10 protein-coding genes are annotated in these 14946 nt (G+C 46.5%); 5 read left to right on the top strand and 5 right to left on the bottom strand.

What is annotated here, in order from left to right:
• Positions 1–28 precede the first annotated feature (28 nt).
• The 4 genes from B4E62_RS03175 (at position 29) to B4E62_RS03160 (ending at position 5121) form a co-directional block, all read left to right on the top strand.
• Positions 29–1522, top strand: a complete 1494-nt coding sequence (locus B4E62_RS03175; RefSeq protein WP_310072557.1) for an OmpA family protein — start codon at positions 29–31, stop codon at positions 1520–1522.
• A gap of 251 nt (positions 1523–1773) precedes the next feature.
• Positions 1774–3483 carry a PAS domain-containing hybrid sensor histidine kinase/response regulator gene (locus tag B4E62_RS03170; protein ID WP_331351034.1) on the top strand — a complete coding sequence of 570 codons (1710 nt, stop codon included), beginning with the start codon at positions 1774–1776 and terminating at the stop codon, positions 3481–3483.
• Complete coding sequence (locus B4E62_RS03165) at positions 3480–4340, top strand: response regulator (protein ID WP_310072554.1); 861 nt, start codon at positions 3480–3482, stop codon at positions 4338–4340. Before B4E62_RS03170 ends, B4E62_RS03165 begins: the two co-directional genes overlap by 4 nt.
• Positions 4309–5121, top strand: coding sequence for a Crp/Fnr family transcriptional regulator (locus tag B4E62_RS03160; protein ID WP_310072552.1), 813 nt, complete (start codon positions 4309–4311; stop codon positions 5119–5121). Before B4E62_RS03165 ends, B4E62_RS03160 begins: the two co-directional genes overlap by 32 nt.
• A gap of 129 nt (positions 5122–5250) precedes the next feature.
• Here the strand turns inward: B4E62_RS03160 and B4E62_RS03155 are convergent, their stop codons facing one another.
• The 5 genes from B4E62_RS03155 to B4E62_RS03135 form a co-directional block, all read right to left on the bottom strand.
• The gene (locus tag B4E62_RS03155) at positions 5251–8838 is read right to left on the bottom strand and encodes a hypothetical protein (protein ID WP_331351033.1); all 3588 of its coding nucleotides are present in this window, start codon (positions 8836–8838) and stop codon (positions 5251–5253) included.
• A gap of 367 nt (positions 8839–9205) precedes the next feature.
• Complete coding sequence (locus B4E62_RS03150; protein WP_331351032.1) at positions 9206–9499, bottom strand: hypothetical protein; 294 nt, start codon at positions 9497–9499, stop codon at positions 9206–9208.
• A gap of 255 nt (positions 9500–9754) precedes the next feature.
• Positions 9755–11341 carry an IS1182 family transposase gene (locus tag B4E62_RS03145; RefSeq protein ID WP_422653147.1) on the bottom strand — a complete coding sequence of 529 codons (1587 nt, stop codon included), beginning with the start codon at positions 11339–11341 and terminating at the stop codon, positions 9755–9757.
• A gap of 949 nt (positions 11342–12290) precedes the next feature.
• Positions 12291–12707 carry a DUF3592 domain-containing protein gene (locus B4E62_RS03140; RefSeq protein ID WP_422653146.1) on the bottom strand — a complete coding sequence of 139 codons (417 nt, stop codon included), beginning with the start codon at positions 12705–12707 and terminating at the stop codon, positions 12291–12293.
• A gap of 666 nt (positions 12708–13373) precedes the next feature.
• Complete coding sequence (locus B4E62_RS03135) at positions 13374–14405, bottom strand: hypothetical protein (protein ID WP_331351030.1); 1032 nt, start codon at positions 14403–14405, stop codon at positions 13374–13376.
• A gap of 227 nt (positions 14406–14632) precedes the next feature.
• On the opposite strand from B4E62_RS03135, the gene B4E62_RS03130 reads away from it, so the two are divergent.
• Complete coding sequence (locus B4E62_RS03130) at positions 14633–14860, top strand: hypothetical protein (protein WP_331351029.1); 228 nt, start codon at positions 14633–14635, stop codon at positions 14858–14860.
• Positions 14861–14946 lie beyond the last annotated feature (86 nt).

Here is a 14946-nt window from a genome sequence, read left to right as displayed (position 1 = left end):
ATGGACGGCACATCTCCCGGAGTTACACATGCAACACACAAACACACAAATTCATTCGCGCAGCCAGTTCCTTAAACCAACTCGTCTTGCAATGGCTATCAGCCTTGCAGCGATGGTGGCTAGCCCGCTGCTGTTGGCACAAGACGGCAACAAATACGACCTTACTTCGAATTGGTACGGTGGTTTGAACATCGGCCAAACTCATGAAAGCATCAACGATGGCGCGATTGCCACTGATGAAATGGGTGGCGGTTTAACATCGCTTACTGATGACGACCGCGACAATGGTTACAAATTGTTTGCCGGTTATCACCTCAATGATAATTTTGCGCTAGAAGCTGGTTATTTTGATTTAGGTCAATTCGGTTCGCGTGCAGTAAAAGGTCCGGAAGGCTCATTAAAGACTCGCGCTAAAACCCGAGGTTTTAACCTGGATTTAGTTGGCTCATTGCCAATGACGGAAAAATTATCGGCTTTTGCTCGTGCTGGTGCGCATTACTATGAAGCGAAAGACCGTTTTCAAGGTGGCAACGGCTATGTCGTTAGCGATCAGCATCGCCGCGAACGCGACGTCGATTTTAAATGGGGCGGCGGTCTGCAATATGACTTCACCCAAAAATTTGCCATGCGCCTTGAAGCAGAGCGTTATGCGATCAATGATGTGATTGGTAACAACGGCAAAATCAGCATGTATTCGCTCGGTGCGCTCTATCGCTTTGGCGAGCAAAATGCAGCACCGGCAAGAGCCGTAGTGGCTGAGCCTGTTACCAAGCGCAGTGAAAAACTCACGGAAGAATATTGCAGCGTCCTGGATATCCAGTTTGAAATTAATAACGACGAAATTCAGCGCGAAGATTTGGAGCGCCTGGCAGTTGTTGGCACTTTCCTGAAAAAATATCCTGATACAACAGCTGTTGTTGAAGGTCACACTGATAACGTCGGTACGCCGGAAGCGAATCAGCGCTTGTCGCGTGACCGCGCTGAAAGTGTGATGAGTTATTTGGTGCGCGAGCAGCGCGTTGCGAGCAACCGTGTTTCTGCCGTCGGTTACGGCGATACCCGTCCGATCGCGGATAATTCAACTGAAGATGGCAAGCGCGCCAACCGTCGCATTAATACCGTGATCGCCTGTGCCAATGATATTGAAGGCCTGTCGCCAGCTGCAGCACGCGTAACTATGGGCATGCTGGTTGAGTTTGATATCAACAGTGCCAATGTTAAGCCTGAGTACCACAGTGAATTGGCCAAGGTGGCAAAATTTTTGAAAGAAAATAAAACTGTGACTGCAACAGTTGAAGGCCACACTGCTAATTTGCAAACAACGCCCGCACTCGCACAGGAAATTTCCCTGAAGCGCGCGCAAAATGTGGTGGATTATCTGGTTGCTAACGAAGGTATTGAACGTTCACGTTTAACCGCGGAAGGTTTTGGTAAAAGCCGTCGTTACTCGTACAACACCAGTGCTGCTGGCCAGCAAGATAATCGCCGTGTAAATGTGATTTTTACTTACCCCAAGAAGTAATTATCCCTCTGCGTTGCGCTGTTAACATGTGTTAACGCGCAGCCGGGAGATACAAAAAGCCAGCAATTGCTGGCTTTTTGTATTTTTGGAGGTCTATTTAGCGCGGTATTTATTTTTCTCATATGTTCGGTAGCGTACAGACAGCACCTTAAAAAATCATGATTATTCGCGGTTGCCTCGAGAAGGCGTTCAAATTTCAACTTTCCCTGCAGGTTATATTTGAATAATCATTTATTTTTAGGTATTGGTACATGAAGAATACAGAAGAGAATGCTGTTCCCCCAACCAATACACGCAGTGCAGAGAGTATGAGTGAAATCAAGCGGCAACAGGCGCTGTTGAAGACTGGCGCCCTGCAAAATGCGATTTTGAACAGTGCAAATTTCTCCATTATCGCAACTGATGAAACCGGCATTATCCAGTTATTTAACATCGGCGCCGAGCGCACACTGGGCTACGCTGCCGCCGATGTCGTCAATAAAATTACCCCCAGCGATATTCATGACCCTCAGGAGGAGCTGGAGCGTGCGCAGGCGCTGAGCCTGGAGCTGAATACGGAGATCAAACCCGGTTTTGAAGCGCTCGCGTTCAAGGCATCGCGCGGCATTGAAGATATTTACGAGCTCACCTACATTTGCAAAGACGGCAGCCGTTTTCCGGCGATAGTATCGATTACGCCGCTGCGCGATGACGATGATGGTTTGATCGGTTATTTATTGATTGGCACCGACAACTCCCAGCGCAAACAAGCGGAGTTGAAATTAACCCAGGCGATGGCAGTGGCAGAAAAAGCCAATCTTGCCAAATCCGATTTTCTCTCCAGCATGAGCCATGAATTGCGCACTCCGCTGAGTGCGATTTTAGGTTTTGCACAATTAATTGAGTCGGGCAATCCACCGCCAACGGCCACGCAAAAACGCAGCATCGACCAGATATTGCAAGCGGGTTGGTATCTGCTGGAATTGATCAACGAAATTCTCGATCTCGCGTTAATTGAATCAGGAAAATTATCGCTCTCGCTTGAGCCTATGGGTCTTGCTGATGTAATGCTGGAATGCGCGGCGATGATTGAACCGCAAGCGCACAAGCGCGGTATCAGAGTGACTTTTCCACCACTAGGTATGCGCCATTTTGTAAAAGCCGACCGCACGCGTGTGAAACAAGTGTTGATTAATTTGCTGTCCAACGCGATCAAATATAACAGCGTTGGTGGCAGCGTCACGGTAACTTGCGAGGAGCGGGTGCCGGGTCGTATTCGCATTGCCGTTGAAGATGCAGGTTCAGGTTTGGCGCCCGAGCAAATCGAACAATTATTCCAACCCTTTAATCGCCTTGGGCAAGAAGCCAATGCGGAGGAGGGCACCGGCATAGGTTTGGTGATGACCAAACGGTTGGTGGAACTAATGGGCGGTGAAATTGGTTTGGAAAGTACTGTCGGCCAAGGCAGTACATTTTGGTTTGAAATGGATTTAACCCATGCCCGTATGCACGAGGCGGATGCAGTCACCGATGAGCCCGCCAAAACCTATCGTCAAACCGACGCAGCGCAACACTTGCTGCTGTATGTAGAAGACAATCCTGCGAATTTAATGTTGGTGGAAGACCTGATTGCGCGTCGCCCGGATATTAAATTAATTACCGCGCGCGATGGCCTTGAAGGTGTTGCTCTGGCGCGCAGCGCTCTGCCCGACATGATTTTGATGGATATTAATTTGCCCGGTATCAGCGGCATTACTGCTTTACTTATTCTTGCGAAAGATCCCACCACCAAACATATTCCCATTGTGGCGCTGAGCGCTAATGCGATGCCGCGCGATATCGCCAAGGGTTTGGAGGCGGGTTTTTTTCGCTATCTCACTAAACCCATTAAAGTGAATGAATTTATGGACACGCTCGATCTCACACTCAAATATGCGGATGCTCATCCAGCACCGGTAACACAAGCAGAGCAAGCGTTATGATGCTCACCACTCAGGATCTGCTCAACGCCAGGATTTTGATCGTCGATGATCAACTTACCAATGTGCAATTGTTGGAGCAATTATTGAGTGAAGCGGGTTATAAAAATGTAACCGCAACGCTCAACCCAACCGAAGTTTGCGCACTGCATCGCCAGCATCAATACGATTTAATTCTGCTGGATTTACAAATGCCGGGTATGGACGGTTTTGAAGTCATGGCTGGGTTGCGCACCAATATTACCGATGCCTATTTGCCCGTCATAGTCTTAACAGCGCAGCCCGCGCATAAACTGCGTGCGCTGCAAGCCGGGGCAAAAGATTTTATTAGCAAGCCCTTCGATTTACTTGAAGTAAAAACGCGCATCAGCAATATGCTGGAAGTGCGTTTGCTTTACAAAAAATTGGAGGATTACAGCAAAATTTTGGAAGAAAAGGTGGCAGAGCGCACGGCGGAGTTGCGTGAAAGTGAAGCGCGGTTTCGCAGCCTGACCGAGCTAGCCTCGGACTGGTATTGGGAGCAGGATGAACACGGCTATTTCACAAAAGTGTCAGGCCCGGTGCTGGATATGCTTGGCATCCGCGTTGATACCCTCGATGGCAGCGCCAACGAAAATACTCACGAAGGTTGGGATGCAGCAGAGCGCGCGCAATTACATGCGGCCATAGAGGCTCGCCAACCTTTTATCGATTTCGCATTCAGTCGCACTTATCCCGATGGTTCACAGCAGCATTACCGCGTGAGTGGCGAACCTATGTTCGATCAATCATGCCGTTTTATTGGTTATCGCGGCATAGGCGTGGAATGCAAACAAATGGTGTACAGCAATGCCAGTATCAATAATACCGCCAGTTCTTAATCCGGATTTACGCAAGTCTGCGGCCGCGAATTCCGCCGCAGCAAAACCCAAAGGTGCGTTCATCCTTGCCGCTGAAAAGGCGCAGAATCCCAGCCTGAATTATTTGTTGGGCACTTTACCTGCGGCTGACATGGCGTCGCTGTCAGAACATTTGGAACTGGTGCCCTTGCGCCTCGGTGACATGCTTTACGAGCCTAATACGCAATTGCAGCATGCGTATTTTCCCACCAGCGCCATAGTGTCATTGCACTATGTAACTGCCTCGGGCGCATCATCAGAAATTTCCGGCGTCGGTAATGAAGGTATGGTGGGCATTTCGCTATTTACCGGCGGCAATACCACGCCCAGTTCCGCTATGGTTCACACCAGCGGTTACGCTTATCGTTTGGAGCGATCGCAATTAAAAACGGAATTTAATCGCAACGGAAAACTGCAACAAATTTTGTTGCGTTACACCCAGGCGTTAATTACCCAGGTATCACAGACTGCCGCGTGCAATCGCCACCATTCCGTTGAGCAACAACTCAGCCGCTGGCTATTGCTCACGTTAGATCGAATCACCTCGGGCGAATTTGTACTCACGCAAGAATTAGTCGCCAACATGCTCGGCGTGCGTCGCGAAAGTGTCACCGCCGCTGCGGCCAGCTTGCAGGATATTGGTTGTATTAGTTACAGGCGCGGACATATTTCAGTGATTAATCGCAAAGATTTGGAGAAATGTTCTTGCGAGTGTTATGCGGTAGTGCGGAAGGAGACACAGCGGTTGCTGGGGGTTAGTTGACGGTGTTTGTTCAGCGGCATATTTAATAAAAGCAGTTGTGGTCGTCAAATAAAAAACCCGGCCGGTGGCCGGGTAATCAGTAAGTGTTTATTCAATGGCGTACTGTCTCATCACACCATTGAACATTTCTCATAATGCAGGGCCGGTACCTGTAGCACCCAACACATAACCATTCACGATTAATTCGTTCACGCGGACATGACTTAATTGGACTCCAGGTCCTTTAAGCCCCAACACGCGAACACGGTCAGTCGTAACAGTCGTCGGTAGTGTGTAAGCGTTTTGCAAGGCGGTATTTCCGCGAACCTGATTAAACGCTACCCACTCAATGCCATTCCAATACTGTAAATCGTAATCCTGGATTGGATAACCAGCGGACGTATAAAGCTCGGTACTGATTATCGCCACCTTGTTCGGCCAGCGCAGCTCCACCCACTGGGGCAAACCGCCACCCACGTTAACCCAGCTATCCACGCCACCGAGTGTGGTACTGGTGCTGCCATCGTTGATACGTGAGGCGTAATAACAATGCAGCGGCGTTGTGGGCGAGGGGCAATAAGTAGATGACGCAGTAGCGGTTGCTGTAAGCGCAATATTTTTTGTAATACTTGTTTTGTCCACTCCGACGTACACGGTAATTCGCGCACTACCCACAGCTCCACTGTTGTCAGTAACCGACAAGGTGATGGTATGAATACCTTGCGACAACGCACGGGTAGTCAATTGCGAACCATAGCCCAAGTGGCCATTGATATTGGACGTCCAGCGCAATTTAGTAGACGCATTGAGCGTTCCATTTAACATCGCGTTCTGGATTTCACTAACCGATGGAATCGGACCATCTTCGGTGTCAGTAGCCGAACCGTTTAAATATAACGTTTGCCCTGGTTTAATACTTAATCCATCACCTTGCATAATCGCCACTCGCGGTGCGTTGTAGGGGACTCTAATTGGATTGGAATCAGCCGCTACAGTGTGGAATCCATCGAATGCCACCACACGGAACTGCCCGGCCGGGCTGCCTGCATAAAAACGCAAAGGATTGGTTTCAGTGGCCGGCAAATTATCGCGCATGGTGTAAACGTTAGCGGTAATGTCGGTATCTACAAGTTGCCAGTTTGTCGCGGCATTGGGGCGATAATAGAGAGTGAATGAGAGTGGATTATTATCGGCGTCCTGTGCAGTCCAACGAAGCTGTGAATTCGCTGTCAACTCAGCTTCTGAAAATGGCGTGATGCTAATTGTCGGTGCGTTGTTCGATATTGCGTAATTGGCAATCACGTTCGGACCGTAGGCCAACTCAAAATAGGTTGCACCTGACGCTAATTCTACCAAGCCAGTAATGAATCGATCCGGCATGCCGGAGTCATCGTCGGAGATATTAAAATCACTGACAATATCAGCCTTTAATAAGCTGCGCGACGTTGCATTGTTGTATTGGTTGAGCACCACCACATTGGTATACACGCTGGTGTTTTTTGCACGCAATGCGGTTTGCAGTTTATTGGTTTCTTCTATGCCTGCCACGCCCGGCAAACTCGTGAGTTTCATTACCTGAAAGCTGTCGAGTGTTGGTTTGCTCACATTGTAATGACCACTCACTAATAGGTATGCAGGCATATTCGTGCGTACCAGTGCTGGTATAAAGTTCGCTGGTAACACTGCTGCAGCTATCGGATACGCTTGAGTGTAAGGTGGCACAGCCGGCGCTCCAGGATTGCGATCCGCGGCTACACCATGCGGTGAGTCACTATGGTTTTTTACAATCGCATCGTTATCCGTTTTTTTGTTGCGGCCGCTGATTAAGGCTTTATTGCAATTGATGCCTTGCTCATTCAACAGTTTGCAATAACTGTAAGGCGATATCCAACGCGGCGCACTGTAACTCATCATCGGAAATGCGCGGCGATTGGCAGGGAATGCAACACCAGGAGAATTACCCAGAATCGCAGGCTCATTTAATCCCCAGTAGTCGTGATACACATCCATCATAAAATAGCCGTCGTTGCCATTTGTAAAAAATGACGCTGCACCTTGTGCCATCAAACAAGGATCGTTGTAAGGATAACCGGAGTCCATGTCGTCGGGGCTGCCGATAGCGCACACATGATCAAGCCCTTTGTTATGGCCTAGCTCATGCGCAAACGTAGCTCCGCGCGGCATGGCCCACTCATTAAATTGGCCTGACATGAGCGTCACTGAACTTTGTTTGCCGCCGTAAGCAATACCGTTATTGGTGGGGTTGTTCAGCAGAGGATGTACCATGCCATGCCAATAAGAACCGGAAATTCCACAACCATTCAGGAATCTGGCCAGCGACACGCGCCACAGCATTTTGCCCCAGTCACCGCTTGAAGAAACATCCCATTGTCCAATGGTGGGGCGCAGTGCCCTCATGCCACAATCCAAATGGATTTGTCCGGGAATTGGGTGCATGCGTGTGAGGTTGGACACGATGGGATAAAAGGTTGTCGATGTGTTTTCGTAAATAAAATAAGGCTGATCGCGATCACCATTTTGGTGGATACGCAAAGGCACATCCACGTGAACATTCATCGCCGCATTCTGGAATTGCAGAGAGTCACTCCAGGTGTTGTTAATGCTGTTGGCATCAACATTTAGTCCGGTTGGATTAACTGTTGTGCGCAATTCAATATTGCCTGCCGCTGTCCACTGCGGTGGTAATTTAAATAAAAATGCATGGTTCAATTGCGTTCTGTCTATACCAGTACTGCGCACTGGAATTGTATTTTCGGGAGTAATGGGCGATCCCCCTAACTCAACACCATTTCTGAATGCGCGTAGTTCGGCATTGATATCGGTTACCGCATTCGTTGCGCTTGCATACACGCGCACATAGGTTCTGCGCCATGCGACTAAGGGCATATCGTTATTCAGATTTTGTACGCCTTGTGTTACTTCCATACCGCGCGCCATCACATCATTGGCGGCAAACAGTGCGTACAAACGTGGGCCGTTGTTGCCTTGTGCCGGTGTATTTTGAAACATACCTGAGGTCACTACTGCATTCGCGGGATTTTTATTTAACAGTGTCACTGTGTATCCGTTCACAGCATTCACAGTTGCTGTGCCGGGTAACGCCTGGGGTGAGCCAATCGGGCCAGTGTAATTGGTGATGTAACTGTAGCCGCTCGCACTATCGAGTGTGAATGTGCCTTTGGTTTCAGTGTTTGACCAATTCGCACGCACCGGGCAAGTGACGTAAATCTGGTGATTGCCTTCGTACCAGCCACGCTGCAATCGTTTAGCGCGAACAGTGACCGTTGAGGTCAAACACATAGTCGTGGAATTTAAAGAATAGGATTGAACCGGGTCACCGCCGGGAGAGTTTATGCTCAGTACATCGATACCATAACCTGGCCCGCCTATGCCGGAACTTCTGCTGGTATCAATCGTACATTGTTGGCGAACTTCAGTCGGCACACAAAACTCTACCGACTCAGTGCGTGAAGGCCATCCACCAAAAGTGCCGCCGCGAATATCAAAATAAGGAAAGTGGCCAGAGTAAGTGCGTTGTTCAAAACTACGCGTCTCTTGACCTTGCGCCGTAATAGCAACGTCAAAGGTGACAATCGCTGCATGAGTAGAGAGTGAGAAAAAAAATAGTGTGCAGAAAAATAGTATCGTTTGATTGGATGAGTGAAGCGACTTAAAAAATGCGTAGCATCTTTTAATCGCCAGATTGTTAATACACATAGATGATCCTTATATTTATAAAAAAATAACGCCAAGCCTAAGGCCTGACACCGAGTACAACGTGGAAAACAGATTTTAAACGCGAGTTATTTCAGATTAAGGCAGGAGCAATCTCTTGTAGCATATTTAGAAGGTGTTGTTATTAAATGGGTGATGAGATGCCAGATATCACGCAAGAGATTAAGCGCTTGGCGTCTTAATACACGGATTGCCGAAATCGATTTTTTCATTCGCTCTTGCGAGTCAGGGCGCAAGCAGTGCAGAGGATGACGATTTTAAATGCCATGGTGCGGGATAAATGCGAGTGGTAAGCAAGCTAAATTTGCGTTACAGGTATCGATTTTTACCACAGTCGCTTGTATGGCATTTATATGGCCAATTGATTTAGCCAAGGAATTACCGTTCTTTGGAGTGTTAAAAATAGCACTATTGCTATACCCATTGAAATATAACGAATGAAAGTTAATTTATGAGTGTAGTACCTATACATAAACGGAGATGCAAGAAAAAACCACACTACAGCACCACCGAAGAATACTGAAATTAATCCCGGCAACAATTCATAACTTCTGTTGCAGAGCCAGCCCACAAATAGAGAAAGCAGAATTGAACTAATAAGAAAATTACTGTTCATTTTTGGATTTTCGTTAGCGGTAGGCATTTTTTGTGTTCCTTCGAGCATTCATCAGACTTCTGTTCCTATCAAGTGAATAGGAATTAATTTTCTTGCGAAGAAGTTCATTAGTGTATTGCCTAACGAAGCCGTAGAAAAACCTAATAACCACTAATTTTTCCTGCAGCCAATTGATTAATATTTAATTGACTAACTTTTGCCCAATTATTTTCTGATTTTCAATCAATCTTGCTCAACTAACGCAATGCAATCAAAAAACGTCAAATCAACCGCTATTAACTGCTATTTTCGCTTTGCTCTAGTCAAATTACCGTAATTCGCCAGCTTTTCAATATTGTGAATTATACAAAACAGCTGCCATTGCCCCTGAACTTTGGCCCTGCCTCGCAAGCTGAAGCGTTTTAGCCCTTTGTTTGTACCTATATTAGCGAACACAGGCTCAACAGTGGACATCCGATGACTATAAACCATTTTCCCCAATTCGCTATCTACCCGCACCTTCATCCATTCTGTGTATTTGTTTTTTCTTTCCTTATCAATAATAAAAGATACCTGCCGACCATGGCCGCTACGGTGATTAGCTGAATCCGGATTTTGCATGCACTGCGTTTTTAACGGGCATACCCGACACTTGCTGAGCCTTCCTTCAAAGTACAACTTTTGATGTTTGCCATAACGATCCGTCCCTTCGCGCTTTAACCACATGGTTTCCCCTGTAGGACAAATGCAAGTTTTTGTCTGCGCATCCAAGTGGAATTCACTGGCAGGAATGACCTCTTTATAACGGGTTTGTATTTTCTTAATGGGTTGACGCTTGCCATATTTCGTTTTCTGATCTGCAAATTTGGGGTCGCGACTGCGAAATTTATTATCGGGAACATAGGCATTAATTTTATTATCGTGGAGATATTCCATATTGGCTTCATTCGCAAAACCAGTATCAGCAGTGACCAATACGTTCTTCCGATAGATATTGCGCGCAATTTTCAATTTTTGATAGCGAACCTTAATACGCTCAATAACAGGCTGTAAGGTGTGGTGTTCCTGGCCTGCACCAAAGGCTTGTGCATCAATAACGATCTGGTGCTTTTTATCAACCGTCGCAATACCGTTATAGCCCTGGATGGTACCTTTACTGGTCGTCATCTTGGCTGATTCATTATCGGTAATATTGCTTTTTACTTCAGTCGGACGTTTTGCTTGCCCCATCCTTGGGGTTGCTGTCTTTAGGAATTTATCAATTTTATCGTGCGCTTTACTCAACGTTTCAATGGTTTGAGTTGTGCGCTTTTGCTTTTCTGCATCGGCAGATTCGGTTTTATCGATACGTCTGTGCTCACGCATATGGTGGCGAATCAATTTTTTTAATTTGGCACGCTTCTGCTGCAATTCTTTAAAGGTTCCAGACCATTCCTTCGATGCATTCGAGGGCATTTTGCAGCCGTCAATCGCAAACAGTTCATTGCCCAATAAACCTTGTTCATGGCACACCAACAGGATTTGTTCAAACAAGGATTCGATTGCTTGAGGGTGGCTACTGATAAAACTGGCGATGGTGGTAAAGTGGGGAACGGTATCGCAGGAGAGCGCTTTGAAAATAATATTGTTGGTGCAGCACCATTCTATTTCGCGGCTGGAAGTAATGCCTTTGGAGTAAGCGAACAGCACAACGCTCAATAAAATAGCCGGGTTATACGCAGGTCGGCCGCCATCTTTATTGCGATAAGCGTAATCAAAGATAGAAAGATCAAGCTTCTCGTGAATCAAGTAGTGAATGGCATGCTCGAAAGTGCCAGGTTGCAACTGATCGCGAAAATTAATCACTACCATTGCGTTTTGATCATGATTGTAAGGAATAAACTTTGGCATAAGCGCACTCCTGTGAGATTGCGCTATTTTAATGAAATTGAATCGAATTGTGGGGTTTTTCTACAGCTTCAACGCTTAGTTAATGGGCAGTTTGTAAGTTGCGCTTGCGATAACCTTTCCGCAACGATTCACCAAATGCGCGACTTACAAACTGTCCCAGCGCACGCAGTGCGCGGATTCAACGCCTTGTTGTAAGCCGGACGAACCGGTGCTGCTACAGCGCGCAAACTCTTACGAAAACCACACCAAATTATTTTGTTCGACGCGCAGACTTGATGGAGCTGTAGCCAAGCACGATTCACTTTAATTCAATTTCTGCTTTCACTAACACTGCGGCGAATTTAGCACGATATTTAAACCTACGTGAACTTTCAGCACTCGACCACAGGTTAGACCGGACGGCAGGTGATGCAATAGAAACTACAAACGCTTTTATTCACAACACCAACCAAGTGCGAAAAAAACTAAAATATTACCTTACAACGCCGTGTACAACGGCAGTTTTTAAGTTGCGGCTTTGTGGGTTACTTTTGCGCAGCAAAACCACAAAGCTGCGACTTAAAAACTGTCCAGCGCACGCAGTGCGCGTATTCAACGCCTTGTTGTAAGCTGGACTTTAGTTGTTTCTACAAAGTGCAAACTCTTACGAAAACCGCACTCAATTATTTTGTTCAACGCGCGGACTTGATGGAGCTGTATCCGAGCGCGATTAACTTTAATTCAATTTCAAATTTCACTAACACTGCGGCGAATTTAGCACGGCAGTGAAACCCACGTGAACTTTCAGCACTCGACCACAGGTTAGACCGGACGGCAGGTGATGCAATAGAAACTGCAAACGCTTTTCGTCATAACACCGACCAAGTGCGATTACAACACTAAAATATTACCTTACAACCTGTCGAGCACACGAAGTGTGCGGTGCTGGAGCGGCTTGTTATGCTAAGCTTTAAAAAGAAAAAATTAAGGTAATGACGCCAATAATAAAACAGATAATGCTTAGGTAATGCCCACTAAATTCTTTTCCGCTTTGAGCGCCAACGATTAGAACAGATTCACCATGATTTTCAGGGTTATAGTATACATTTATATTTTCACCAACAATTTTACCTAATGAAAAATTATATGAATCAGGGAAATGAAGTGTGTAAAACGCAATTCGACTAGATTTGTATGATTTTTCATTTGCAATATATTCATATTCTAAGTCTAGGGTTTCAGCATTTTTTCGGCTTCCATTCACAATGCGTACTCCATATAACCGAACCTGTTTAATTTTTCCTAATGTTTTTACCCAATTAATACTACTTTTAGCTTTATTTAACTCTCTAACTGAATGAAAAAACATAGCTAAAGATAGAGCCATGAAAAAAATTCCACCCAATAGCTGAAAATTCAAAGATAGACCCTCACTGTGATGCATAACATTTGTATACCGCGCATGCGCGTTTTCTCATTTCTGATTTTTATAAAAAATCTGCCTAAGCAACTGATTTAAATAAAAATTCAGCTCGGTTGCGTCAAACAACGACTGGTGAAAAACGGGCATGCGCATTATTTACCTTGTGGGGGCAAGGTATTTACCCTGGTCAACACGCTAAGCCGTTGACTATAAAGGATTAGTTTTTATCTTGGTAGTGCTTTTGAGCATGGTAAAGAACGTAAATGAGCATCGAAGGGTAGGTGAGCTAAATAACAGATCTCCGCTACCGATGTAATTACCGCCCATTACATATTCCCCACGCGAAGGGTCTGCGCAGTAAGCGATTCAAAGCTTGCCAGCTGGCATTAAGCGCGGAGCCAAGTTGTTAGGCTTATCTGAAGCATGTGAGCGAGTGGGAGAGCTGGAGGTAGGAGTAGTTTGATCTTGAGAAAAATTTCGGGTGGCAATAAAAAATCCCGGAAGCGAATTGCCTCCGGGCTATTTTTTTTAATTACAAGAGTATGGCGATAAGGATAATGATAGGAATTGGGATGCCGAGAAAGTACAAGAGTATTGAGCGCATATTTTTCTCCTTAAGAAAAAATATTGTTAATTAAGATCGCGTTGGCGTCCGCCGTATATGGCCATTAAGCTCGCGATAAACGCACCACTTAATAATGAAATAAATAACCACAGCGATGTATAGGCTGTTACTTCACGTGCTTTGTCAGCGGCAGCGAGTGCGGCGGTTTCAGCTTCGTCTAATTTTTCTCTTAATGTGTTGAAGCTGTCTGCGACGCGTTTTTCAGCGGTTTGTTGATCTGTGCCAGTTACTTGTGCCACAAGTTGCCCCGCGTATTCCACATCGTTTTGTGGCAGCGAATCAGTTGCTACTGCGTGAACAAAAATACGCATGAGTTCGCCTTTGGCTGCATCGTTTTCCGCAGCAGTGGTATTTTCATTTGCTTGTGGTGCTGGTGCTGGTTCGGTAGCGGGGGCACCATCGACAGGGTCGGGTGAAGTGACCGGCTGTTGCGGGGAAGTATCTGCAGCAGTGTTTGGATCTTTGCGCAGCAGTGTGTCCAACAGGTATGGCAAGGTGGTATCGCCTTCACTGTTATCTGAAGCCAGCGCTGCCGCCGTGCCACTTGCAATCGCACTGGTGGCCGCCGTCGCTGCGCCACCAGCTACTGCTGCACCCGCCTTAACACCGCTGCCCATGATGCCGCTAATGACGGAAGTGAGTAAGGCGGCGGTACCGAGTGTGGCTACTGCCCAAGATAAAAATCCGTGTGCGGTATCGCGAAAATAGACTTCGTCGTTATGAGTGTTGAGCCAGCGGGTTCTTAATCGGCCAGCGAGATAACCGCCAAGCGCTGATGCGGCTACCGATATCAAGGTGATACCAACAATACTCGACACACCAAAACTCGTGCTGCTAATTCCTTCGCTCGACCAGGGGGACACCAGCGTTAATCCAAAACCGGTGCCGAGTAATAATAAAATTAACGACAAGGCCGCAGAAGCGACTGCACCGGCAAACACAGCACACCATGCAACGGCGCTGTTATTTTCTGGCTGAGTGCTAATGATGCCTTCGCGGTAATTATTGTCCGGGCGTTGTGCAAATTGTGTTTCCATTTCAAGCTCCCATCAGTTTGTGAATCGCTAACATATAAACTGGCACTGTTCATGTCTGTACGAAAACACACACTCTCCCATTGTTTTGCTTATGCGGGTTAGCGCACTGATCTTTGTAAATTCCCACCTTATTGTTTGCGCGTGCGATCTGTTTTCTGGCGCACACTTTTTCTGAATTATTTATTAACGCTTAATAATAGTCAGTAAATTCACAGGTGGACTGAGAAATGAAAAGAGATACCCATAGCAATAAAAACAATCATGTTCAGAGTGAAAAATCTTTCCATGAATTAGGCGCGCAACCGCGTCGATCTGATGCCCGTGTGCATAAATATGCGCAGGATTCACAAAGCTATGATGATGACGAAAAAAAATCTCATCACAGCCATCGCAATGAACCGAATAAAAATCATGTCCGTGTGCAGTTGCGTCGCATAGAGCGTCTATATCACTAGCATGTAAAAGCCAAAGCTCGCTAACGAACAGACAGCCCCCCGCGAATTGCCCAAGCTTGGTAGAACCATCTTCCCCCAAGGTTTTA

The organism is Cellvibrio sp. UBA7671 (genome assembly GCA_002483145.1).
Lineage (GTDB): Bacteria > Pseudomonadota > Gammaproteobacteria > Pseudomonadales > Cellvibrionaceae > Cellvibrio > Cellvibrio fibrivorans.
Note: the sequence above shows the minus strand (reverse complement) of the source record. Positions and strands in the feature narration are given on the sequence as shown.